The sequence below is a fragment of the Blastopirellula sp. SH421 genome, assembly GCF_057808535.1.
Map to the genome: position 1 here is coordinate 4151961 of NZ_CM173712.1, position 24970 is coordinate 4176930.

Annotated in this window: 19 protein-coding genes; 3 read left to right on the plus strand and 16 right to left on the minus strand. The window is 56.3% G+C overall.

Going from position 1 to position 24970, the window contains the following annotated elements:
• Positions 1-476 precede the first annotated feature (476 nt).
• The 8 genes from SH421x_RS16840 to SH421x_RS16875 form a co-directional block, all read right to left on the minus strand.
• Entirely contained in the window at positions 477-2411 is a 1935-nt protein-coding gene (locus SH421x_RS16840; protein WP_488850669.1) for a hypothetical protein, read from the minus strand.
• 11 nt (positions 2412-2422) lie between these two features.
• Complete coding sequence (locus SH421x_RS16845) at positions 2423-2590, minus strand: hypothetical protein (protein WP_488850671.1); 168 nt, start codon at positions 2588-2590, stop codon at positions 2423-2425.
• Positions 2591-2604: 14 nt separating this feature from the next.
• Positions 2605-3087: a hypothetical protein gene (locus SH421x_RS16850; RefSeq protein ID WP_488850673.1), complete on the minus strand. Its 483-nt coding sequence runs from the start codon at positions 3085-3087 to the stop codon at positions 2605-2607.
• Positions 3088-3206: 119 nt separating this feature from the next.
• The gene (locus SH421x_RS16855) at positions 3207-3917 is read right to left on the minus strand and encodes a hypothetical protein (RefSeq protein WP_488850675.1); all 711 of its coding nucleotides are present in this window, start codon (positions 3915-3917) and stop codon (positions 3207-3209) included.
• A 25-nt stretch (positions 3918-3942) separates the two neighbouring features.
• Positions 3943-4620 carry a hypothetical protein gene (locus SH421x_RS16860; RefSeq protein ID WP_488850677.1) on the minus strand — a complete coding sequence of 226 codons (678 nt, stop codon included), beginning with the start codon at positions 4618-4620 and terminating at the stop codon, positions 3943-3945.
• A gap of 472 nt (positions 4621-5092) precedes the next feature.
• Positions 5093-5320, minus strand: coding sequence for a hypothetical protein (locus tag SH421x_RS16865; protein ID WP_488850679.1), 228 nt, complete (start codon positions 5318-5320; stop codon positions 5093-5095).
• 193 nt (positions 5321-5513) lie between these two features.
• A complete protein-coding gene (locus SH421x_RS16870; RefSeq protein WP_488850681.1) occupies positions 5514-7250 on the minus strand; it encodes an AAA family ATPase in 1737 nt (578 codons plus the stop codon).
• A 346-nt stretch (positions 7251-7596) separates the two neighbouring features.
• The gene (locus SH421x_RS16875; protein WP_488850683.1) at positions 7597-7803 is read right to left on the minus strand and encodes a helix-turn-helix domain-containing protein; all 207 of its coding nucleotides are present in this window, start codon (positions 7801-7803) and stop codon (positions 7597-7599) included.
• 1998 nt (positions 7804-9801) lie between these two features.
• Here SH421x_RS16875 and SH421x_RS16880 point away from each other — a divergent pair.
• Positions 9802-10899: a peptidase M42 gene (locus SH421x_RS16880; RefSeq protein ID WP_488850685.1), complete on the plus strand. Its 1098-nt coding sequence runs from the start codon at positions 9802-9804 to the stop codon at positions 10897-10899.
• A 214-nt stretch (positions 10900-11113) separates the two neighbouring features.
• On the opposite strand, the gene SH421x_RS16885 is transcribed toward SH421x_RS16880, so the two are convergent.
• The 3 genes from SH421x_RS16885 to SH421x_RS16895 form a co-directional block, all read right to left on the minus strand.
• The gene (locus SH421x_RS16885) at positions 11114-11884 is read right to left on the minus strand and encodes a DJ-1/PfpI family protein (protein WP_488850687.1); all 771 of its coding nucleotides are present in this window, start codon (positions 11882-11884) and stop codon (positions 11114-11116) included.
• Between the two features lie 239 nt (positions 11885-12123).
• Complete coding sequence (locus SH421x_RS16890; protein ID WP_488850689.1) at positions 12124-13704, minus strand: efflux transporter outer membrane subunit; 1581 nt, start codon at positions 13702-13704, stop codon at positions 12124-12126.
• 244 nt (positions 13705-13948) lie between these two features.
• Complete coding sequence (locus SH421x_RS16895) at positions 13949-14494, minus strand: PH domain-containing protein (RefSeq protein ID WP_488850691.1); 546 nt, start codon at positions 14492-14494, stop codon at positions 13949-13951.
• Positions 14495-14735: 241 nt separating this feature from the next.
• Here SH421x_RS16895 and nrdR point away from each other — a divergent pair, with 241 nt between their 5' ends.
• The gene (nrdR, locus tag SH421x_RS16900) at positions 14736-15209 is read left to right on the plus strand and encodes a transcriptional regulator NrdR (protein ID WP_488850693.1); all 474 of its coding nucleotides are present in this window, start codon (positions 14736-14738) and stop codon (positions 15207-15209) included.
• Positions 15210-15308: 99 nt separating this feature from the next.
• The gene (locus SH421x_RS16905; RefSeq protein WP_488850695.1) at positions 15309-16136 is read left to right on the plus strand and encodes a hypothetical protein; all 828 of its coding nucleotides are present in this window, start codon (positions 15309-15311) and stop codon (positions 16134-16136) included.
• A 32-nt stretch (positions 16137-16168) separates the two neighbouring features.
• Here the strand turns inward: SH421x_RS16905 and SH421x_RS16910 are convergent, their stop codons facing one another.
• From SH421x_RS16910 to SH421x_RS16930, 5 genes are all read right to left on the minus strand, one after another.
• Complete coding sequence (locus SH421x_RS16910; RefSeq protein WP_488850697.1) at positions 16169-17185, minus strand: polyprenyl synthetase family protein; 1017 nt, start codon at positions 17183-17185, stop codon at positions 16169-16171.
• A gap of 38 nt (positions 17186-17223) precedes the next feature.
• Positions 17224-17736, minus strand: a complete 513-nt coding sequence (gene moaC, locus SH421x_RS16915) for a cyclic pyranopterin monophosphate synthase MoaC (protein ID WP_488850699.1) — start codon at positions 17734-17736, stop codon at positions 17224-17226.
• A gap of 238 nt (positions 17737-17974) precedes the next feature.
• Complete coding sequence (locus tag SH421x_RS16920; RefSeq protein ID WP_488850701.1) at positions 17975-18694, minus strand: helix-turn-helix domain-containing protein; 720 nt, start codon at positions 18692-18694, stop codon at positions 17975-17977.
• A 590-nt stretch (positions 18695-19284) separates the two neighbouring features.
• Positions 19285-22914 (minus strand): chromosome segregation protein SMC, encoded by a 3630-nt coding sequence (gene smc, locus SH421x_RS16925; protein WP_488850703.1) that lies wholly within the window; start codon positions 22912-22914, stop codon positions 19285-19287.
• Positions 22915-23047: 133 nt separating this feature from the next.
• A complete protein-coding gene (locus tag SH421x_RS16930; protein ID WP_488850705.1) occupies positions 23048-24877 on the minus strand; it encodes a flagellar basal body P-ring protein FlgI in 1830 nt (609 codons plus the stop codon).
• Positions 24878-24970: the final 93 nt, after the last annotated feature.

Consider the following 24970-nt stretch of genomic DNA (forward strand, 5'->3'; position numbering starts at 1 on the left):
TCCCGTAACGGCAAAAGCCCGATCACCCGGTTCAAAACTCCGCTAACAACGGAGCGCGATAATCTTTCTCCCCACGCTGTCGTGGATCGTAGATTGAAAAACCGCACGGATGATCGGGCTGTTGCCCTGTTTGGTTGTACAAACATTGGTTTTACCTGAGATTGTTAGATGGTTTGCCCCGCACCGTTTTGAAGCAATGCGGACCAAATCAGGAGCCCGAATCATGCCAGACCGCCGCATCGGTGTCAACATCGGGTCTACCTGCAATCGGTTTGCGTGGATGTGACATCGTTGTCACAGGTTGGACCAATTGGTCCTGGTCATCTGCCAACGGTTGGCAGATAGCCGCACTTATGCACTGCATAAGTGGAGCCGCCCCACTGTCATCCGATTACAGTAGCCCCCAGTCCCCCGGCGCATCTTTCGATTCTGAAAGATAGTTACACCGATGTAACGAATTCCCCAATTGGGGAAACCTAGCCGAACGAGCCGCCCATTCGCATCTCTTGCAGCATCTGCGCAGTAATCTGCTGCGTCTTGTTCGCCTCTCGCTTCATCTCGCGAAGTTCGGCCACGGTATTTTCCGCCGCCTTGGCTGCTCGCTCCATTGGTCCGCCGCCGCCTCCTTGGGCCGATAGCGCAGCTGCGGAGAATGTGCCAACAAAGTTACTCGCCCCAGCCCCCACGCCTTCAAACGGCCTGTTGTCGTTTGCCCGATTGGCTCGAGCTTGTTCGACAGCAACCTTAGCTTCCTCACGCAATCGCGCCAGAGTGGCCTCTGCGGCGATCAACGCAGCATCACTGGCATTTGATCCCCCAACAACGTTGGACGCGTTAGCACGCCCCGCAGCGCCTGCATATGCCCCGGCCGCCATATCGGCGAACTTGAGCACCGAGCGGCCCTGATCGGCTTGCTGATCGACGCCGCGGCCCGCTTCGCCCAGCAGCTTCAATTGGTCGGCGGCAGACATCTGCGAGACATCGACGCCCAGCAGATCGGATGCGAGATCCTGCGCAAGTTCTGAAAATGGGCCACGTCCTGACGAGATGACGATCAGCATTTGGGAAATCGACTTCGTAACGCCGGCCCAGATGTCGATAACCTTGTTGGCCGCATCGGTGAAGACGCTCACCATCCATTGAGCAAACTGCCCCCAGATGTCGCTCATCTTGAGCACCACTGTTTCCCAGGCGCCCGACAGATCACCTCCAGCTAGTTGCGTCCCCAGCTTGCCGACAAAGTCCCCGAAGATCCCCGACAGCGCCACGGTTCCACGGAGGAAGACGACTCGCAGCGCGGTCAGTGCGATTTGTCCAGCTAAGGCAAAGTTGCCGCTGGCCAGTGCGTTATAGATTCCGCTGAAAGTCTCCTTGGCGAGATCCAACAACGGACCGAAATAGCTCATCACTTTCGCAACCGCCGCTCGGCCGCTTTCACTGTAGCGAGCCCAGACCACAATGCCCGCCGCGACTGCCGCCGTGACGAGTACCCACGGATTGAGCAGCAGACCGATAGCCGTAGCAAAACCGCTCAGCGCCACGCCTGCCGCAAACAGGGCCGTACCAATGCCGACAATCGCGCCCCCAGCAACAGTAAGCCCCGCGCCAATAGCGGCAATCGTTTGGACTAGGCCATGATTCTGCTTCACCCAACGCCCAGTGCTGACCGCGATATTTTTGAACAACATTGCGGCCTCTAACACTACGTCGGACAGCGCGTAGCCAATTTGAAAGACGACGGCGCCGACCGATTTATAGATTCGGCTGAAAGCGGCCGTAACCTGGGCCGCAGCCGCTACGCTTTCCTCAGAGAACACGAGCCCTAAATCTTCTGCTTCTTTCCGCAGCGCCGCCAAATTGCCGGTCATCAATGGCATGAGCTTGTTACCATCTTCGCCGAAAATCTTTTGGGCTAACGCTGATTGCTCGGTGGCGTCCGTGACATTGCTCATCGCAGCCGCGATCGCCTCGAATTGCTTTTCAGGCGCCATTCCTTCTAGCTCACTGATCGATAAGCCCAGCGCCTTGAAGGTGTCGGCCGCATCGCCCCCGGCGCTGGTGGCGTCGTAGATAACGCTTTGCATCCCGCGTAACCCGCCCTCGAACGTCTCCAGGTCGGAGCCGCTTTGGTCAAGCGCGTATCCCATGCTGGAAAGCCAAGAAACGCCGATCGATGTGCGCTTTGACATCTTGTCAATTTCGTTGCCCACCGATGCGAAGTGATTCACCGCCGCCAACAATGGCGTGACGATCGCAGCCCCCGCAGCTGCGATGCCAGTACCGAGCCTAGCAGCGCCGCCGCCAAAGTCTTTCAGCCGTTCTGAGGCGCCCCGCATCCCTTTAAGGAACTTGCTGTCGTTCAGGTACAGTTCGACGAACGAACGTCCCGCTCTGATATCTGCCGCCGCCATTGGTCATCTCCCTAAAGTTGCATTTTCGCGAACGCCGCTTCATCATGCGGATGCTTTTTATCGCTCGGCTGATTGGCTGCATTGCCACCCATGAACGCGTTGACAATCTGGCAAGTCATGCGAGTTTTACCCATTGTCATCCAGTACAGTTCCCGCAGCGTCAGCCCCTTGGTGCTCACGCCAACGAATCCCGCTAGCTCGTAGCAGATGACGACCGGGTCAGTGCTCTGCTGATTTGCGTCTGAATTTCCTCGTCCAGCATCGCCTCCACTTTGGCCATGGTCGCCGGGTCTTCGATGACCAGCATCGCCTTGGCCATCGCCGTTTGTCTGGCTGCTTCGTTCTTCGCCGCGCACGTTGCCAGCATGCTCCTCGTGTGCGACGGGGTAAAATCCAAGATTGCCGCCAACAGCGCCTTGGTCGCCGCATCAATCGCATCGCCGATAACCGCTTCGTAAAATTGCTCGGTCGACAATCCCAGCTTTTGCGACTGCTTATCACACAGCGCGTGCACCACCTGGCACAGCAAAACCGGGTCATCCCGCATCCGCTCGATAGTGTCGATCGCCGCCGACTTGAGGAACTCGGGGTCCGCTGATTGTCGCACGCTTATGATGGTTGGCGCGTCCAGCTTGATTAGCCATTCACGCCCAGTACCATCTTTGAAACTCGCCATGTGAAAATCTCCAGTGTGTGAAAGTTGAAAGTTAAAAACCGACGCGCCGAAGAAACCAACAAGACGACGCGCCGGCGGAACCGCGGGGAGCACGTTAAAACCACCCGCTAAGTGTTTCGTTATTCATCCATAACCGCTCGAAAAGCCGTCTCGACCGCCTGCCGCTTCTTCTCATGGTCGGCCTGAGCATCTGCCAGACACGCTTGCAGCAATGCCGACTTGGGCGAGCTACGTAGCTTGTCTTCGAGTGACCGAACGCGTGACACCGCCCATGTCGCAGCGTGTTGGGCGACGTCCATCTTTAGCCGTAAATCGGGATGTGCGTAGTTTCGCAAGTCAGACTCACAATCGACCCGCAGAACGCCAGAGCGGCGCAGCTCGAGTTCTTCCATCGCGACTTGCCGATAGAGCCGGTCTTCGTTTTCGATTTGCGATTCCAGCTCGCTGGTAGCGGCGCGGATCTCTTCCAGCACCACGGTACGCCGTTTATCAAGCTTTGCGTCCGTCCCCAGCTTCTTCCGAATCGCATCGATTTGATGCTTCTCGATATCGGCCAACTCGGCCTGTAGCGGCGCAACTCGCGTTTGATGTTCGGCCGCCAAGATCTCTTTTCGCGTGTCGATGTCGGCCATCACTTCGCGCAGCTCTTCCGCCTTGGCTTCGTCGAGCTGAGCTTTCGCTAAACCCTGCCGCGCCGTCTCCCGTCGCTTCAGCCGTAGCGCTTCTTTGGCTGCCGCTTCTTCAGCTTGCCGCGCCAGCTCGGCCTCGGTTGGTTCGTACTTGCGGGGAAGGGTTGCTAGCCCGTTTCTGCCGAGTTCATTCCAAGACATGTCTTATCTCCAAAGTGGGTTGAATTTAGTGAAGCCAGATTCCGAAAAATGTGGAATCGGTAACGTGAATCGCTGGACCTTTGACGACACGGCCGTTGATCACCGCCACGTCTTTCGCGCCGATGACGTTGGTTTCGTGGATTGCGATATTTGGCCATGCTCGAAACTGGTAGCCCTCTCCCAGCTTCGCCATCACGGTGATGTGGTCTGGGAAGCCCATCGCGTTACAGACGCCGCCCACAGCAAGCTTGCCGTTGAAAACTTCGTAGTCCTTCAGCGAGCCGACCCGTCTGGATTGGTCTTTCTCCAGACTGATGCGCGGATGCTTGGCGAACTTCATGGCCGATAGTTCGACGTAGAAATACCCACCTTTCGCCCCCACAGCTTCGCCCGATATCGGACCGCCACGCATGACGACGACCGGCGAGAGGACCGCTGGCTTATCACCCTGCTGAATGATCTCGACAGCAACCGCTGGCTCAATCAGTTGTTCCGCCTCCATGCGTCCCTGCATCGCGTCCAGGCGAGCCGCGATTGCTAGGTCGGACTTTCGGACGGGGCAAAATTCTAGGAAGCCTGGCCCTTCGTGGCGATGCGTTCCCACGATTGGATCGAAGATGCGTTCCATCGATTTGATCCGCTCCGCATTGTTGTGGAGCCGTCCGCCGGCATCGGCGATTCGTCTGGCTGTGCTGAGGTCCATGAAACACTCCGTGTTGATTTGTTGCCCAAGCTTAGCAACTGGAAAATCAAAATCGCCAAGCTCTGGCGGTAGGGTGAGAACCACGTATCGTGCGCCGCAGCTCTTGCAAACGCGCCGGCTAGTTCGGCCGCCGTCTGCATCGGTCCAGCCCTTGATTGGCACATACGCTGGGTCCAGACAGCGCGGACATGCTGGTTGAATCACTTCGATGATTGGGCAGTCGCTCCAGCGGTCCGGTAGTGGTTCAAGCATCGGTGCTCCTTGCTTTGATGTGCTGCGGTGTGCGTTGTTTTGCGATTGCCGGGAACGAACGAACTAAGTGCCGAGATAGGTTGATGGGGAGGGAAACCATCTCACAGCTACTAGCGAAGGACCCGCTCCCCTCCCCGGGGTGGTCTGGGTCCTTGGAGCCTGCCTACCGTGGCGTTTCCCACCAGCTTCGATCAGCCCCGCCATACCGTCCGTCCACGCCTCAGCCCCCCAGCTTGGCGAGAAGCTTGACCGCATCCCCACAGCCCAGCGCCGCCGCCCTCATGGTGATGTCGACCAGTTCAGGCAGATGAGCTATCTCACGTGCCAACTGGGCCTCGGTCGCGTCATCGTCAAAGCTGAGGGGCTGTCTGACCACTTCGGCGATTGCTCGGCCTAACTCGTTGGTGACGATCAGGCGGTTGTCTCGGCGGATGATTCTGCGGGTCATTGGGAACTCCATTTCGTTTGAGCATGGGCGATGGTTTTAAAATCTCTTCCTTGGTCGATGCGGTTATGGGTGATGGGTTGGCATGGGCGGTCGGTCTTCCCTTTAGGGAGACCGCCCACCCAACCTCCACCCCATAACGGGCGACTGGGCGAATACATGGGCGGTAGCAATCGCCCATGTTCATTCTGGGGGGTTAGAAGTCCCATTTTTCACCCTCCATTTCGGTTGCATACGAAGGGTTTAGGGCGTACTCGATAGCGTCTCGGCCTTGAACTTTCACCTGTCGTTCAACCAGTTGGCCGGCGCTAATCAGCGGGTACGCCAGCCGCTCTAATCGCTCTCGAGATAGCCCGGTTGCCCCTCGAAGCTTGCGGGCAGTCAACGTCCCTTCGGTCTCCAGTGTGGTCAGAATCTTGTCCACGCCTTCCCGGTCGCGCTCCCGCTGTTTTTCATCACTTGGACCGCGCCGGCCCTTGACGGCCTTGGGGTCAATCGTGGAATCGGCAACCCATAGAGGAAACTCCCAGCGGATTGGTAGAGGCTGAATCGGGGCAAATGATCGGACCGCCGACTCCAAAACTGCGCATCCCTCGGTTTCGTGTTCGCGAATGATGACGTGACAATCCGCAGCCCTTGATTGCGAACCGGCGCCGCTCCCCACGTCGGTGACAGACTTGCCGCTTTGACCGCCCTTGCTGCTGTGGTGGATGTTGATCCACGCCGCGCCGGTCTTGGACGTTATCGAGTCCTGCAAGTTGTAGAGCGCCGTGATTTGACTATTAGAATTCTCGTCGACTCCAACAGGCAAAATTCGATAGAACGCATCAACGACAATCAGGCTGTACTTGCCAACCCAATCGTCTGACATGCGGTCGATGTCGTGAATGTTTTTCAATCGCCCACGCAACGATAGCGCGTCAATGTTGTCGGCGACTTCGGCAAGGTTGATATCCATTGCTTCGGCGACCTTCTTCAAGCGGTCGGCCAAGATTGGCGCGTGCAGCTCGTTGTCGAGCAACAGCACTCGCGATTTCTCACAACGGAATCTGCCTAGCCATGGCCTGCCGGTAGCGACACAGAGCGCTAGACCATAGGTCATCCAACTTTTGCCCACCTTGGCCGCGGCGATCATGTTGCCGACTTCACGCTCCCGCAGCAGCCCGTCGATGATCGGCTTCCCGACTGTCGGATTGTCGGCGATCAGATTTGTAATACTGATAGGCCGAATGTCCGGCGGGTCATCGTCTACCGGATCCGGTGGCGGTTCGGTCAATGCGATGGGTTCGAGCTCGTCAACCATCGCTTCGATAATGGCCCGCAACTCTTCAGGGGTTCGCGAGTCCTGCGCTTCGATCCAATCGAAGATGTCGTCCTTCTCGGCCAGATCGGGCAGACGCAAAACTTTGACCATCGGTTGCGGCGTCAGCTTGGCCAGACAGGACAGGACCGCCGCCGTGTACTTTTCGCCAGCCGAATCATTGTCTGGCGATATCACGCAATCCAAGCCGGCCAGCGGTGACCAGTCCGCTTGGTCTGCTGCATTCGCACCGCCCATCGCGGAGGTGGCGACCAGTCCAATTGATCGCGCGGCGTCAGCGCACTTTTCGCCCTCGGTGATGTAGACCGTTTTCGCCCCAACCAGGTCAGGCAACCGATACAGGGGACGCGGCGATGGTAGAGCACACTTTTCCCAGCCGCTTCCATTTTTGGAAACCGGCCGAAACTGTTTTCCATTGCCGTCGTTCTCGTCAAGCCGGATTGCATAGCCGATGATTTCGCCGGCCTGATCGTGGTACGGCCATTGCTTTGATCGGGTGTGACCAGAAACCCAAGTATCGCTTATCGCCTCTCCAGCGGTCGCGTAGGACTTGCCCTTTGGCTTTTCCGGCTTGGTCGGCCGACTGGGCGGCGTCCAATCGCTTGGCGCCATGAGATCCGCAAGCGTGAGTCCCAACCTGCCGCAGACAGCGTCGGTCGGACAACCAGCGTGGCACTTAACAAGCGCCCTGCCATCTTCGCCGGCGCTCACTGAAAGACTTGGTGAGCGGTCTTCGTGTGCTGGGCATAACGCTTTCCAGCGGTCGCCAGCCTGCTTTGGTTTGCATCCGTGTTGCTCCAATGCGGACAGCAGACGTTGTACTGGCGAATCAAGGAGGGTATTATTCACTTGCGCTTCCTGCTGAAGAATGCGACGCCCCGATGGTCAGATCAGGCGCCGCGGACAAAATCCATTCAGAGCGCCACTGTCGTGAGTGGCGCTCTTTTTTTGCGCACTGCTAGACTTGGTCTTGGTGGACCAGCTTCTCGGAATGCAGATTCTCGCGCACCCACTCCTCACACGATGGCATGTGGTAGCGAGTGTTCCCGCCCAACTGCAAAACCGGGCAACCAAAATCGGTCACCCAGGTTCGAAGGGTTCGTTCCGAGATTCCAAGCGCCTCAGCCGCTTCGGATGGGCGCAGCAGTAGCCGTTGAACTTCCATGACGGCGCCCTCCCTACTTTGCCAACTGGGAGTCGATCGCGGCGTGAAATTCCTCTACCCATCGCTGACAGGTAAAAGACCGGCCGCCAGAGCGAACGGAACGCAGCTTGATGCCGGCCACGCCAAAAGTGGTGTGTTTCCGAACCGTTGAGGGGGAGGGAGGCACAATATAGAATTTTGTCGCCTCAGCGAAGCTAATTAGTTTGTCCGAAAGGACTTCCGTTTCCGTCTTCATCTTTCGTTTCCTTCAAGGGAGGTCGAAAGAGCGCCGAAATAATGCCATCGGTGTTGACGATGAGGTTCGGCGAAGTCTACAAAGACGTTCGCCTGGACTCTGCTTACATCCTTAAATCGCTTGCCGTGCAAAAGTCGGCGATTCAAGAATGATTGGTCCGGGCATTTTTTATGCGCTCAGCTAATTGGCGAACCACGTGATTCGTCGTTCTAAATCATCCGTCTCTAATTGAGACACTACGAACAAACGCTATCATGCCGCAATGTGCGGGCAATTGTCCATACGAACCGGTGACTTTTTTTGAGATAATTCTCATAAAGTAGGTTCATATGTATTCCGCGTCCCCCGATCGGCGTGGCGAGGTGGCGCGAATTGCGATCTTTGGTTAGAGCGAATGCGTGCCGATAGACTGTCGTTAGCCTTTCCATAGCCTGCCGCGTGTTGCGTTGCGATGCGTTTTGACGCGTGATTTTAGGACAATTTCAGGACAATGCCGATACAATTGTCAGTACAATTCTAGCGCGTCTTTATCGCCCCAGAAGTGCCTAAAACATCGTGCGAAACAGCCTTTCAGGGGCGGCAAAATGTACAGGCTGATTGTTATACAGATAGACATAAATGTCACAACTGCGTCACATAAAAGACACAAACGTCTCATAACGTCCAGAAACGTAACTATGCGACCAAAAACGTCATGATCAGTAAGAAACCGGAATCCCCGGTAGCATCAGAAGCAGCATCAGCTAGAAACCGGCTTTTTGCCTAAAGCCAGTGCTGCTAGCACCTTAGAGAGAATGTCAACGAGTCCTGCCTGGCCTACTCGATTTCTTCGCAACTCTTTGCGAAATAGCACGTTATGTCAAACCGGGTGATTCTCTGATCGCCCGGTTTTTTTGTGCTTGGGATTCAAAGGGCTGGTTAAGGTTGGCCGATTTGGGTTGTTGGTGGGGTGCGCTGGCGAAGATTGCACCTTGACAAAGTCTTAGCATTTTGTCATTATGTATTCATAAATTCTAGTACGCCGTGCGACCCGCTGGTTTCACTGGGCGGTGCTTTGTCGTGGAAGGCCGGCAACTTTGGGAGGGTTTGCCGGGGTTGTTTGCTGCGCGGAATGGATCTTGGGAGGTTCTGCAATTCAGTAGAAAAAAACGTCGCGGTCGAGTCCACTTTGATTGCTCAGAAAAAAAAACAGTGTCCAGTCCGCTCCCGGGAGCCAAGGACGAATGCCTAACTCTGAGAGAATCCCTGGCGATGATGTGCAGTATCTGTGCTTCGTCACTAAAAATTGTGGCCGCATTCCCCTCGCTCGCACATTCAGGCTACGAAGATTGGGGGCATGCAAAAAAAAAACGGTCCAGTCCGGTCCACAGTCCTTTGTCCTGTCCTATTCAGTGTCCGGTCCGGTCGGGAGAGCAAATGTCTAATGCAGAGTGAGCCATTTGCGGTGGCGGCGTCATTTGAAGTGGAGACCGCATTTCCCTCGCTCGCGCGTTCGGGCTAGGAAGAATTGGGGGGGCGATTAAAAACAGCGCAGTCCGGTCCGGTCGGGCCGCTCAGAAAAAAAATCGAAGTAGTCCGGTCCGGTCTGGCTTAGGAATGGCCAGCTCGTTCCGGTTATTCGACATTCGGATTTCGACATTCACCAAACAGGGGCCGCTTTCCCTTGGATCGCGCCGCAGGCTACTAGTTTCCATTTTCCTTTTGGCTCGCAAAGTGCATTGCTTCTCCCAGGCGGTTATTGCAACCTGCGGAGTGCTGATTCAATGAGCATTGCGACCTTTTCCCGAATTGCCGGCGCCGAAAATCAGAGCAGTTCGCCGCTGATTGACTCGGACCTGGCTGACTTTTTGGACATCTTGCAGCTGCTGATTCGTGAGCCGAGCGTGGTCGGGACCGAGGACTCGTTCTTCCGCGTGCTCCGCCGCGAACTAGAAGAAGTGGGCGCCCGAGTCCAGTACTACCAGGGGGTTCTAGTTGCTCAAGGTCCACGACCGTATGACCTGATCTTGTCCGCCCATATCGACCGGCATGGGCTGCTTTGCACCGGGCCGAACGAGTTTCAATACGCGGCGTTCATCGCGAGCAACCGTTGCGATTTGACCGGTGATTCGGTCTCGGAACAGATGATGTACAACATCGGCGATCGCTTCGCCGGCCAGCGCGTTCAGGCTCACTTGCCGTACGCCGGGACCTATCTGGGACAAGCGGCGATCACGCGATCGTATGTTTGCCCGCAACGACACAATTTAATCTTTGAACTGAACGGGCTCGAGTTTTTGCAGCCGGGGACGCCGATCTCGTTTCTCGATCGCCTGAAGATCGAAAACGGGTTCCTCTCGGCGCAGCTTGATAATGTGCTGTCGGTCGCGATGCTGGTTCACATGTTCCGCAAAGGTTTTCGCGGAACTTGTCTGTTCACCGCCCAAGAAGAAGCGGGTCGCAGCTGGCGATACGCCTTGGAATGGTTCAAGCGCCAGCATTTGACGACGCAAAAGTTGATCGTGGTCGACACTAGTCCCTTCCCCTGCACTCCGACGGCGACGGCGCAGCAATTGGTGCTGCGTAGGAAAGACGCCAGCGGCGAATTCGCGACAGGGATCACCGACGAACTACAAAATCGCTGCCGCGAACTTGGGGTCACGACGATGTTCAAAGACGCCTACATCGAAGCGCAAAACGTCGATCGTTGTAAACCGCTGTCACTGGGAAGAACCGAACTAGGCAGACTGGCCGCAGCAACCAACGGAGAGATCAACGGCACAACGCTACAGATCCCAACCACCGGCTACCACACGGCAGAAGAAACGGCGTCTCTAGAATCAGTCGCAGCGGCGATTCAGTTATTGTCGACCTACTTGTAGCGAAACAAAAAAGACTACCGCAGTGAGGCTGCGGTAGTCTTGAGAGTAATGCAAATTTAACGCTGGTGCTACGAGAAGTGGGGCGAGTGCAGTAGTTTGGAGGTCCAGGGCTTGGCCCATTTTGGCTAGCCAGTTGCCCGCGGGCAAGTCGCCCCTGCCAAGGAACTCGGCGTCGCCAACCTCCGGCGGGCAAATTTCTGCTCCCCCTGCTCTGCTATTTCAAGCGGTTTGGTTTGCGTGCTGCAAATGCCTTGGCGGTGGTTCGGCGTGATGCGGTGAGAGGTTCAATTTTTGCGGATACTTCCGCCAGCACTTCGGCAGGCGCTGTCGCGGGGTCTCCCGCTTGAAAGGGAGGCTGAGGCGCGTATTGAATGCCTAGTTGGATTGCTTGGGCGGCGGCGTCGCCGCGCAGCAGGGCGGCGATGATCAATGCTCCGTCAATGCCGGCGGTGACGCCGGCGGCGCTGACCAATGAGTCGTCAATCACCACGCGCTGATCGACGGCAATCGCGCCGAAATAAGGGAGCAATTCGACAGCAGACCAATGCGTGGTAGCGCGACGCCCTTGGAGAATCCCTGCCGCGCCGCATAGCAACGCACCGGTGCAGACAGAGAACAATGGCCTTCCCGTCTCAAAGTGGCGGCGGATAAACGCCAACACCGGCTCAGCTTGCATCAACGCTTGTTGGCCGGGTCCGCCGGGCATGACCAGCAGGTCCAATTCCGGCGCATCACTCAGCTGCATTTCAGGCGTCAGCACCAAACCGTTGTAGTCGCGGACTGGATCTGCCTGAGTGCCGATGATGTGAATTTTTGCACCCGAAACCCTTACGAGAACCTCAAACGGACCGGTAAAGTCAATTTGGTCCATCCCGGGAAAGATGACGAATCCAATCTCCAAGAGCGGTTTGTTGCGTAACTTGGCGAACGCCGCAGGGATCTGTTGCGTCAGCGGCTGCACAGGAATGGCGGAAGGAGGGACCATATTCAGCGAGTACCAAAATACGAAGTTGGATGGCTTTGCGGGGTGACAGCGACTTGATTGCGGGTCTTTAGGAAGTTCGTGCTGATTGAGAGAAAGTCCTCAAAAGAAAATTCTCATTGGATCAGTGGGAGCTACTTCCTGCTTGGCAATGAAATAGTCCGCAAAAAAACCGCGAGAGATTTCTCTCCCGCGGTTTGACTGAATATCGTTGCTAAGACTTGAGCCTACTCGCCTATCGGTTACGGGATCGGCATTGGCTGCGGCATCGGTGCATCTGGCGGCACTGGGTTGTCTGGAGCCAGCGGGTTGGCGCCTTGGGCGTTAGGAGCCGGCAGCATCATTTGCGGATCCAACTCTAATTGCCCCAGCGGGACTTCTTCGCCGTTCAGCGAGTTGTCTGCGAATGGTTCTTGCCAGCCACCGCCCAAGGCCTTGTAAAGGTTGACCAGCGACAGATAGGTATCGCCGCGAGCCGCCACGTATTGGTCTTCCAAATTGGCCTGGAAGCGCTGAGCGTCCAAGAGAGTTTGGAACGGGATGATCCCCCCTTCGTATTGCACTTCGGAGATCGCCGAGGCTCCTTGAGCCGCTTCGACCGCTTTGTACAGTTGATCGGCGCGAACCTGGGTGAAGCGGTACGAGATCATCGCGTTTTCGACTTCTTCTGAAGCCTCTAGCACCGTTTGTTGATAGTTGTTCACCAGTTCACGCCAGCGAGCACGTTGGAAGTCAATATTGCCCCAGACGCGACCAAAGCTTAGTACGTTCCAGCGAGCCGACGGACCAAAGTTGTACGCGAGACTATCGCTGGTGAACCAACTATCGATGCTGGTCGAATTGACGCCCAGCGTACCGTTTAAAGTAAACCGCGGCAGCAGGTCGGCCATCGCCACGCCGATGCGCGCCGACTGAGCGGCGAGCTGACGTTCGGCCATGCGGATGTCAGGACGTTGACGAATGATTTCGATCGGCAAGCCAACCGCAATGTTCTCAGGAATTTGGAAGAGCTGCCGTGCACCCATCACTTGGTTCGTGAGATCTTGCGGCGGCATCCCCTGCAAAACGGCCAGGCGGTTATACGAGATATCGAGATCCTGACGAAGCGTCGGGATCAACGATTCGGTCGAGTACAAGTTGGAGCGAGCCTGATAAACGTCGAGCTTGCTGACCGTACCAGCTTCTAGCTTTGTTTCGGCGATTTGCAACGATTGTCGCTGCAACTGCACGTTGCGTTGGGCGATCAAAATACGATGCTGCAGCGTGCGAGCTTGAACGTAGTTGGCGCCAACTTCCCCTTGCAGCGATACAAGGATCGCGTTGTGATCTTCAATCGCTACGTCAATGTCGTAGTTGGCGGCTTGCAGGTTCCGCCGCACGGCCCCCCAAACGTCGATTTCCCATGAAGCGTCAAGCAGCGAGGCGCTCCAATAGTTAAACGCTGGCGTCTGAAAGGTCAAACCGATCGGGCTACCGTTGTTACTGGACTTGATGCGGCTATAGCTTTGGTCCATGAAGATATCAGGAAACAATCCACCGCGCGCGATTTGGCGCTGTGCCCGGGCTTCGGCGATCCGTTCGTAGGCTTGACCCAGCGTCAGGTTTTGCTGAGCCGTTTGAACCATCATTTCGGAAAGGACCGGGTCATTAAACTTGGTCCACCAAGCAACCGAGTCATTGGGCTCATCGGTTAGCCCCTCCGGCAGAGGACGGCTCCAATGCGGCAAGAAGGGAGCCCCAGGATCGGTATTGTCAGGACCAATCAAGCAACCGGTGCTCGCCAGAGCAGTCGCTAAAAAAGCGATCGCCAGCACGCGTTGCATTGAGGAAACTTGTTTGCAGTTCACGGCTTATCCGCCCCCAGCGACCATCAATTCGTTAGCTAACCATCGGATGGCACTTTGCCTGACGATCCGATACTGCTTGATGTATCGACGATTCCGAAAAGAGCGGATGAAAGTTCTTTAACGGCGCGGAAAGGTGAGTGGAAACGGAAAAGTCACCGATAGCAACGCTTACAACGATTGATACCGGTGACTCTTTGGATAGCGTAAGCTGCCTTACTAATCAGACTGCTTCGATGTGAATTCCTCGGCGTATTCGCTCTTTGCGTCGTGCGCCGTCAATCAGGTCAGCCACCCTTTTGACGTCCTCAATCCCATCCAGCACCAATGAGGGATGAGTGCGATCACTGGAGGTGACGGTGATCGTGCCGACACCAAACATGCGATCAAACAGGCTTTGCGTGAAGGTGACGTCATCAATATCGATCACTTCGATCCGATCGGTCGTACGACTCAAGATGCCGCGCTGATGCATAAAACGCTGCGTCGTCAATTCGTATTGGACACTGTACTTGCGCCAAGCCAGCCGACACAGCAGAAAGATCCAGACCAGCGTCACCACGGCGATCACTCCCAAAACTACCGGGATCATCGCTAAAAAGAAGACGCAGGCCACGACCAGAGCCGCCACCGATAGCACGCCGGTGATGATCCAAGAGCCATACATATCCTTGGCCGAATAGTTGCCGGCCCACAATTGCTCTTCGGGGTCGTCGCGGCGACGATCATCCTGGGGCTTCATCTTGTCGGTGAAGTCGTCTTTATCCATAGAGCATCCTCGTTGCAGAAACTGGAGGGGACTTTGTTAACCTATTCGTTGCGGACTGCCAAATCTTGTGCGGCCCCAACGGAGACATTATAGCGGTTCCGAAAAGAGGCTGCATCGCAGCCCGGGCTGGATAATGTCGCCCCTGAAACCGCTGGATTTTCTACACGGAAGCGGGCCGGTTCGTGTATATTAAGAAAATCGCTCGTTGATCGGGCTTCTCCCCCTCGCGGAATTGTTTAGCATGCGATGCCCATTTTGCCGTACAGATAACGACAAAGTGATTGACTCGCGCGCTAGCCAGGACGGGTTCTCCATCCGTCGCCGCCGCGAATGCCTGGGCTGCAAACGTCGTTATACGACGTATGAGCGGGTAGAAGAGATGTCAATCAAGATCATCAAAAAGGACAATGTCCGCGAGCCGTTTATGCCTGAGAAAATCAAAAAAGGCTTGGCGCTGGCTTGCTGGAAACGTCCGATCAGCGAATCTCAAATCGAAAGCATCGTCGCCGGAGTCGAAAGCGACATCTACGTCGAGTGCGAAGGAGAAGTCGAAAGCCACTACATCGGTGAGCTAGTGATGCGGCACCTGCAAAGGATCGACCAGGTCGCTTATGTCCGCTTCGCCAGCGTCTATCGCGAGTTCAAAGATGTCCACGACTTTGTGGATGAACTACAGCCGATGCTCAACACGCCGCGCAATCCAACGCAGCCGTAGGTATTGCATTGGTTGACGCTCCGCAGTTTGTAATCAATCAATCTCTGCGTTTTATTACCACCACGATGTTTTGTCTCATCCGGACATAGAGATATTCACATGGCGGAGAAGCTCAAAATGTCGCTCCAGCAGTTGACCGATCTTTTCGAACGACTTGGGGCCGAATATCCCGAAATTTGCGCTGAAGCGGAACTAGAGGGAGACATTGCCGAACTAGGCCGATTTGTCGCACTTCGCTCCTTGTGGGATAGCGTTCTTCGCTATCCGTCGGAACATCGTGAAATGGCAATCGAAATGGCCAGGGACTTTTGCTATCTGTTCAATGGGCGCCCTCATCTTGTACCGCCTGAATTGGAGCACCTCGATTGGGAACTGTTTCTGGTCAACGAAGATGGCAAACCACTTAAGCCTCTCTCCGGTATGGTCGGTTCCTTCGACCAAGTGCGACCGAATGGGCACGTCTGGGGAAAAGCGACCAATATCCTCACTTTGCCCCAAGCAGAAGACGCCGACTTACCACGAATCTTGGACGGCTTAGATCAACTGACGGCATTATGGCTAGGCGGCGCCAATATCACCGACGAAGGCGTCGCTCACCTTGTTGAATATGCGACACTGAACGTGCTAGACCTCTCGGGAACGCGAGTTACCGACGCGTGCGTTTCAAGCATCTCCCAACTGCCAGAGATTCGCGCGCTCTATTTGAAGAATACAGCGATCACCGATCAGGGTGTAAAAACACTTTGTGCTATCCCTACCCTAAATCATTTCTCGTTCGAACAGACCGAAGTTACTGACGCCAGCGTGGGGCATTTGATGGAATGCAAACAGCTGGAATTTGTTATGTTACCGGCAGCTAACATCAGCGAAGAAGCGATAACAAAGCTAAGAGCAAAATTCCCCTCGGCAAGGATTCGTACACCTTAGCAGGCGGGGCTGAATTGGATATCAGCGCGATCTCAGCAAGAGCGCGCCGTCACAAAGCTGGCGAGTTGCTCCAGCGTGGTGCGGGCTTCGGACGGCGGCAAGACCTTGAGCGCGTCAATCGCCGATTGGACATATTCGTTGGCGCGGCGACGAGCGTAACCGGTCGCGTCGCATTGGGCGAGCCAAGGTCGCAAGTCGGCGCCGCGGCGATCGGCCGGGCCTTCGACAATCGCCAACACTTGTTCGCGATCTTCCGCTTGAAAGAATTGCAGCGCGTAGATCAGCGGTAGCGTCGGCTTTTGCTTCTCGAGATCGGTCCCTAGCGACTTTCCGGTTTCGACTTCGTTCCCTTCGACATCCAGCAGGTCGTCCGCGATTTGAAAAGCGATGCCGAGATCGCGGCCAAATTTTTCGAGCGCGGCGATTTGCTCGTCATTGGCTTCGGCGTATCTTGCGCCAAGTTCGCAGGCACACGCGCACAGCTCGGCGGTTTTGGCGTCGATGATCGCGAGGTACTCTTCTTCGGTGGTGTCAAACGCTTGGCGGCTAGCGATCTGACGCAACTCGCCTTCGCAGACGACATTGGTCGAACGACCAATCATGCGGGCGGCGCAGGTGGTCGGCAGCATCGTCGCCAAATAGAACGCATGAGAAAATAGGAAGTCGCCCAGCAGCACGCTGGTCTCGTTGTTCCAGCGCGAGTTGACTGTCGCTAGATGGCGCCGTTGATCGGCTTCGTCCAGCACATCGTCATGGACCAGCGTCGCGGTGTGGATCATCTCGATCACGGCGCCCAGCGTGTAATGGGCCTCGTTCACGTGACCGCAGGCTTTGGCGGCCAACAGCAACAGCGCCGGCCGCATCCGCTTGCCGCCGAGCATGCAGCCGTACGAAACGACCTCGTTGACCGATTCAAACCGCGAACTCATCTCGCGGGTCAGGATTTCTTCGACGGCGGCCATCTCTGGCGCAATGCCGCCGTAAGCCGACGAAAGGAATTGGACGTCGGCTGGCAAAGTGCGGGATACGCCGTTGGCTGTTTGGCTCACAACAAAATCGCCTAATATTGTCGGTCGAATAAACGGCGTTACCGCGGTGTCGCGGAATCCGCAGGGTCGCCATCGACGGTTCGGACAAAATGACCCGAGCGCCCGCCTGTCTTCTCTAACAGGTGAATCGCACGAATCTCCATCTCACGATCGATTGATTTACACATGTCATATACGGTCAACGCAGCCGCAGAAGCCGCGGTTAGCGCTTCCATCTCGACGCCGGTTTTGCCGGTGGTTCGAGTCGACGCTTCAATCATTAGGGTTGTCGCGTCGACAAATCGAAAGTCAATCGTCACCCCTTCCAATGGAATGGGATGACAAAGCGGTATCCAATCGCCGGTTCGCTTGGCCGCCATAATGCCGGCCAACCGAGCGACTTCCAATACATCCCCTTTACCCATGTCACGTTGGGCGATGCGGGCAGCCGTGGCGGCGGCCATCACCACGGACGCTGCGGCTTTCGCCGTGCGTACCGTCGTCGGTTTGCCGCTTACGTCGACCATTCGGCTGGCGCCGGAATCGTCGAAATGGGTCAATTGGCCGGCCATATCCGCTGCTAGGGTTGAACTTAGGACAACCCACCATGGTACCCTGCCGTCGAACCTTGAAAAGAGGCCTTTTCGCAGCAAATCTGCGAGTCACCCTCGTTTTCAACCGCGGGGACGGGAGATGGATAACCGCAGAATTAGTGCCGGCGACAGAACTTTGCGCTAGGCGCAAAAAAAACGCCGCGGGGGTCTGTCCGCGGCGTAATTGCGTATCGGCGATTTCGTATCGTATCGCTGATTAGACCAATTCTTTTTTGGCGCCAATCAGCGTGCGAAGACGCTCAGCCAGCAAAGCGGCATCGAACGGCTTCTTAAAGGTTTCATTGATCGTCGAGCGATCGAAGCTCATCGGGTTGCCGTCATCGGGCAACAAGGCGATAAGAATCGTTTCGGCAAAGTCGATGTTACGACGCAGATTTTGGCAAATCTGCAACGCTTCGACGCGACCGATTGAAAAATCGACGATGATGCAATCCGGGTGAAAACCCTCGGCTTGAATACCGGCTTCAAAACCACTCGCGGCCACAGCGACCTTGAATGACTTTTCGGGCGGCAGTTCACGACGCAAGTTCTCGACCAAGACTTGATCTTGAGCGACGATCAAACACTTGGCCATGGCCTCGTCTTCGAGGTCACCCAAGGGCATCCCGTGCTCTTTCAAAAACTTAATCAAATATTCCCGCGGAATTCTGCGGTCCTGCGACCCCGGAATCCGGTAACCTTTAAGACGGCCCGAATCGAACCACTTGCTTACCGTGCGCGGGGCCACTTTACAGATCTTCGCGACCTGTCCTGTTGTGAAGACCTTCATCTCAGGCTCTCCGTTACTCTCTAGTTGAGTTGACCTCCACCGCGTTTCCGAAAAACCGGAAACACGCGTCCAGCCCTTGCTTGCAGCATCGCCTTGACGCTTCTTCCCTCGCGCCGACAGTGGGACTTGTCCGGCTACCGCAAACATCTGGGTTAGGGCTGATAAAAATGCATCGCTTCTGTGGCTCGTGTTCAGTTCCTTCTGACTCCGCGCCTCATATGTCTAACCACCGAAAGCGAACTTCTGCGAAGAGGGTGAGATATTGCTTCCCAACGCCTTCGCGTCGCTTCGAATCCGATGATTCGGCGAGGTGGCGACTTAAGGGATCCCCTCAAAGAAGACGTACCTCCACTACGATTCGCTCCCGTCCGTTGCGAAACGTTGCGGCATACGCCCTGACTGAGTTGTACCCCCCTTGCCGGTCCATTCATCAAGACGTCTTGCGGACGCAACTCGATAGAACAAACCTTCCGAAGCTTAATTTCGAGTGAAACGGGGGCTATTCTTTAGCATCTTTCCGAACAGTCGTCGCCAACGACCAAAATCGTATCGCACGGCGCGACCCGCGCTATCCGAATCCTATCGAGTGCGACCGATGCAAGTCGTTCCCATTAGCCGGGTTAGAATGGACAGCACTAAGCATGTCGCCGGCGACGATTAATTCGTCGCGCCTTAAATTATATGCGCGGAAGATAGAGAGAGTTGCGCCGATCGTAACGATTAGGTGGTCTTTACGCTCACGCAACCTGCGTGTCGTCGCTGTCGCGGTCCACCGCGGCCTGCGAGATCTCGCCGTTCTCGCTGACATCATCAAACTGCACCGAGACCCGTTTCGAGACGCCTGACTCTTGCATCGTGACCCCATACAACGTCGAGGCCGCGGCCATCGTTGCTTTGGAGTGCGTCACGATCACAAACCGCGTCCAATCCAGGAACCCTTTCAGGACGTCGACAAAGCGTCCGATGTTCGCTTCATCCAGCGGACCGTCGACCTCGTCCAAAATACAGAAGGGACTAGGCCGAAACTGAAATATCGCTAGCAACAACGTCACCGCCGTCAGAGCACGCTCGCCGCCGCTTAGCAGAGAGATATGCAGCGTGTTCTTACCCGGCGGAGTCACCACAATGTCTACGCCGGCCTCTAAAACGTCGACTCCTTCCTCCAGCACGATGTCGGCCGAACCGCCGCCGAAGACTTTGCGGAAGAGCAGTCGGAAGTTATCACGGACCGTGATCAACGTCTCTTCAAACAACCGACGACTATCGGCGTTGATCTTCTGGATGATCTTTTCGAGCGAGAGCTTTGCTTCGGTCAAATCGGTCAACTGACCGGACAGATGGGCGAAACGTTGCTCCAACTCATCCAGCTCTTGCAATGCGTCGACGTTGACGGCGCCGATGTTGGTCACTTTGCGACGCAGCTCGGCGATCTCTTCGTCGACAGCTTGGCGATCCTCAATCGGTTCGGCTTCTTGCTGGTCGACGTATTGGCTGATCTCGATGCCGTAATCTTCCAACAGTCGCGCTGCTAGCGTCCCACGTTCGTGACGCAGGTCGCCGCCGGCCAGCTCTTTGCGATGGACACGTTGGGCGACATCGTCCAACTCGCGTCGCATGCGCTGGGCGGCGGCAGTAATCTCGGCTCGCTGCGTTTCGATCGAACGACGACGCACGCGGCCTGAGTGAACTTCGCGATAGCGTTGCTCGCGAACCACAAATAAATGCGCCAGCTCGCCGTTGGCGGCCAAAATCTCTCGTTCCAGCGTCTGATACTGCACTTGCTCGGCTAGCAAACGCTCTCGGTTTTCCGCAATGGCTTGCGATTTTTCGCTCAGCGCCTGCTCGGTCTGCTTCGCTTGTTGCCCGAGCGAGCCGACTTGTTGCTCACTCTTGGCCAGCTCAATCTTCAGGCTGGTCGCTTGCTGTCCTACCTGGGCTCGCTCGGCCTCGAGCATCGCCGCTTTGGCGTGATCGTCATCGGCCGCTTTTTCTAGGTTGGCGGTCTCGCGCTGCTTTTCGGCCAAAGATTGACGCACCGCCTGCAGTCGCGCGTCTCCGGCTTCGATCTGGCGGCGAATCGACTCTTGTTCTTGACCGCTCCGCTGCTGGTCGCGCGCCAAGTGCTCTAGCTGCTGTTGGACCGAAGCCAAGCGAGCGCGATGCTCGGACTGCGCCAAACTCGCTTCTCGATGTTCGTTGATGGCGCTGCGCAGTTCGTCGTCGGCTTCGGCGATTTCATGTTGCAGCGACGCGATTTCGTTGCGACCGGCGGTGATCTCTTCATCCAGATCGGCCAATTGGTCACGCAGCGACCGCAGTTCACTACGACGCGAAATGATGCCTGACGCGTTGGCGCGCGGTCCCACGTAGATACGCCCATCCGCTTCCAGCATCTCGCCGGACTCGGCCACAAAGCGACGGCGCGGATATTGCCGATGCAAGCGACGAGCGGCGGCGAGATCGTTCACAATCCAGGCATCGCCTAGCAGTTGATTGACCAGCGGCGTAAATTCTTCGGCTGTCTCGACAAAGCGGTCCGCTCGGCCACGGACGTCGCTATCTTCGGCCAGCTTCGCTTCGTCCCCTTCCCCGATACGCGGCAAACAACTTGCTAGCTCAATCAGGCCGACGCGCCCCGGAAAGTGGACCGTTCCATCCTCAATCGCATCGACCAGCCCGCTGTCACGCAAGACGACGTAGTGCGCCGCGTCTCCCAATGCGATTTCGATCAAGGTCGCGATTTGAACGTCGACCTGAAACACATCCGCCACCAAGCCGGCGACTGAGCGAAAGTGATATTCTTTTTCGTCCCGGGCGCGTGACAGCACTTCTTTCACGCCGGCGTTGAGTCCTTCGTAACGTTTCTCTAGCTCGTCGAGCACCTTGGATCGTTCATGAATCGCAGCGCGGCGATGCTGCAGCGTCGAGAGCGTCTCTTGGCGGACCCGCAGATCGTCCCGCTGGCGGCTCAACCGATCTTGCGTCAGGTCTAAGCGATCTTGCTTGTGCTGCAAATCGATCGCGACGCGGGCGCCTTCTTCTTCAAAATTCGCCAGCTCGATCTGCTGGCTGGCAATCAAGGCGCTGATCTCGCCGTATTGTTCGCCAACTTCGTTGGATCTTCGTTGGGCGGCGGCGACTTCGGCTTCGATGGCGCCGATCGAGTTCTCTAGGCTCGAAGCCTCTTTCAACAGTTCGACGTGTCGCTGTCGGCGTTCCTCTCGCCCTTTACGCAGCTGTTCGACGCCTGACTCCAGATCTGCGGCGGTCTCTTCAACGCTATGCAGTTCTTCGACGACGGTCTCATACTGCAAGCGAGCGGCGGCAAGCAAGCCGCGGATCGACTCGACGTCGATCATCAACGAGGCTTCGGCCGACTTGAGTCGCGAGACCCGCTCGCGACGGCTTGCGATATCACTGGTCAGCTCATGCAATTGGCGATACTGCATGTTCGACGCGGCCGAGAGGGTGGCTACCCGCTGTTCGGCTCGCGACAGATCGGCTTCGGCCTGGGCCATGCCTTCGCTGAGGGTGCGCGATTCGCTTTCGAGCGCCGTGCTGCGTTCTTCCGAAGCTTGCACCGCTTGCGTTAACGAGGCGGACTCATCACGCAACTGCGAAAGCTCGACATCGTATTCTTCCAGCCGAGCTGACAGCGATCGCCAATCGAGCAAACCGACGCTAACCCGCAAATTTTGCAGGCGTTGACTATATTCTCGGTAGCGTTGCGCTTTGCCGGCTTGGGCGCGAACACTTTTCAGGCGTCCTTCGACCTCATCCACAATATCGGCCAGGCGCAGCAGGTTTTGGTCCACGCGCTCTAGTCGCCGCTGCGTTTCGACCTTTTTGGCTTTGAACCGGCTGATGCCGGCCGCTTCTTCAAATATCGCGCGGCGATCGCGGGCCGACGCTTGCAGCAGAGTATCTACCTTGCCTTGTTCGATAATCGCATAGGCGTCAGCCCCCACCCCGGTGCCGCTGCAAAGATCGCGCACGTCGCGCAATCGGCAGGGATGACGATTGATCAGATATTCGGCTTCGCCGCTGCGATAGACGCGCCGCGAAACATGGACCTCAGGCGAGTCAATCGCCAGCTGACCTTCGCTATTGTCAAAGACGATGGTCGCTTCGGCCGAGTTCGCCGCTTTGCGAGCTCCCGATGCCGCGCCTTTGAAGATGACGTCCGCCATCTCTTTACCGCGAAGACTTTTTGCGCTTTGTTCCCCTAAAGCCCACTTGATCGCATCGACGATATTAGACTTACCAGAACCATTGGGGCCAACGACGACCGTAATGCCTGGGGGAAACTCGAACCGCGTTTTGTCGGCGAAGCTTTTGAATCCGACAAGTTCGAGCGCCTTCAGCATAGAAACGAACGGTACGCGGAGGGTGATTGTGAACCGGACGTTTGTCGCGCAAACACGACAAACGCGAATGAGTAAACAGCATTCACCCTACGATCCAGATGGCCCGGACTGTGCAGGTGGCTAGTCAACTAGTTTACCAAAAACGCCACCAACTTTTCTCTTCCGATTTCTCGCTAGCGACAATTTCTTCGGACTCGGCGGTTTCCGCAACCTCTTCAATCGATTCCTCTTTCGCCGCTTCTGCTTCACCAGCAGCCTCCGGAACGGCTTCTTCTTCCAGCATTTCGTCTTCCGCAAAGTCCGAAACGTCATCTTCCTCACGATCCAAATAGTAAACCCGATCGTTGTGAGCCAACGAATCGGCTTCGATTTTGGCTTCGATCGCGCCCTGCTGTTTCAGGCCGTAAATGACTTTCATCACCTCTGGATAATCGCTGTCGGCGTCCACTAGTCCCTTAATCACCTCAGAGACGGTCGGCTCGCAGACAAACGAGCGATTTTCGCGCCCGGCGATAACGCGGGTCACTTTGATCTTGCCATCGGTCGTGCCGGTGACGGTCAACCCCTTGGGCATCAGCAGCATGCAGTCGGTGCGAATCGGAACGCTCTCGCCAAACACAACCACTTCGGCACGCTCGCTCAGGCGAAAGTGAATTAGCGGAGAAGCGGTCGAGCGAACCGGATGGAAGACAAACTTCCCGCGCATGTCGACGCCGCGAATGACCGGAGCTTTGCCGGTTTTTTCTAGCAACGTGTTAAAGGCGCCATACCGAGCCTCTGCACTTTCGCAGTGAAGCAAACCTTCCAATTCGTCAATGACCGCCAAGTCGTCAAGCGTGCTAAGCGCGACAAATGCGCGGTGGCGAAACTCAAACTGGCTGCGAGCCGCTTCGGTCAACGTCGGAATCGACGCCGAGTCGTCCAAGTAAGCCAGCGCCTCGGCCGCACAAAACCGAACCAGCGGGCTCTTTGAGTTAAGTCCCTGCTTCAACGAATCGAGAGAATCTTTGCCCAAAGCTTCAAGTTTCATCGCTCCTGATTCCGCCGATTCTGGAATCATCAACTCGGCTTCGGCATTTTGAATTCGCTGCATGCGTTCTTCGGTCGTGTCGCCGATCGGAATATAGCGGACGACGCGAAGAAAACGGGGAACGTTGCCGTAATATTTTGGATGGACTCGAAGTTCGATTTTCTTATCATCCAGCGGATTGGCGACACCCGTTTTGCCGCCGCCGTTTTGATAGCTGAAGAACCGTGAGTTGATCGCTTGGCCGACGCGAGCGCTGGCCTGGATCGAGACGTTTTCTGCTCCCATCGCGAGTCCAATGGGGCGATCTTTCTTGAGGATCCCTCCGCCAAGAATCACGCCCCGTTTAAGCAGTAACTCTGAATCTTCTTGCCCTCTGCGGATGTTGTCGGTCAGGATGGCGCCGTGAGCACGAGCAATCGTTTCTCCCTTGCGCAACCGACCTTCTAAAACGGCCGAATCTGACAAAGCGACTTCCAGCATCCAGCCATTCACTAGGCTAGTGGTTTCGGAGTCTCGCGAGGTCAATACGCGAATATCAAGCCGATCGCCCACGCGGGCGCCAGGCGGAATGTAAGCTTCGGCGATGACCAGCGAGGTTCGCGGCGACGCGAGTTCGGTGTTTGGGTTGGCGATTTTACGAATCCGCATGTCGTTCAACAGCGACTCTTGCAGCGGAGACGGGGGAGGATCGCTGCCGGTATTATCAAGACCGGTCACCATCGAAATCCCCTGAACCTTCGCGAAATGTAGACCGACCGGAACGGTCAAGTCGCCGACAACGCGCGAAAGTTCCCAATCGGCAGGCGATTCATCCACGATGGCGGTATCATCATCGTTAAACCACGAGACGCAGCCCGGCGAGACCAGCAAACCGCCGGCAAGCAGCAGAATCGTGAGCGGTCGAGAACGAGATTGTAATGCCCGAGTAGTCATAGCGTGCGACGCTCCCTGTCGGCTTGGCTGCCGCGATCGCAATCCTTGCGACGCGTTCCCCAGTCGATGTATCGGGGCGAAGGCTATTTCAAT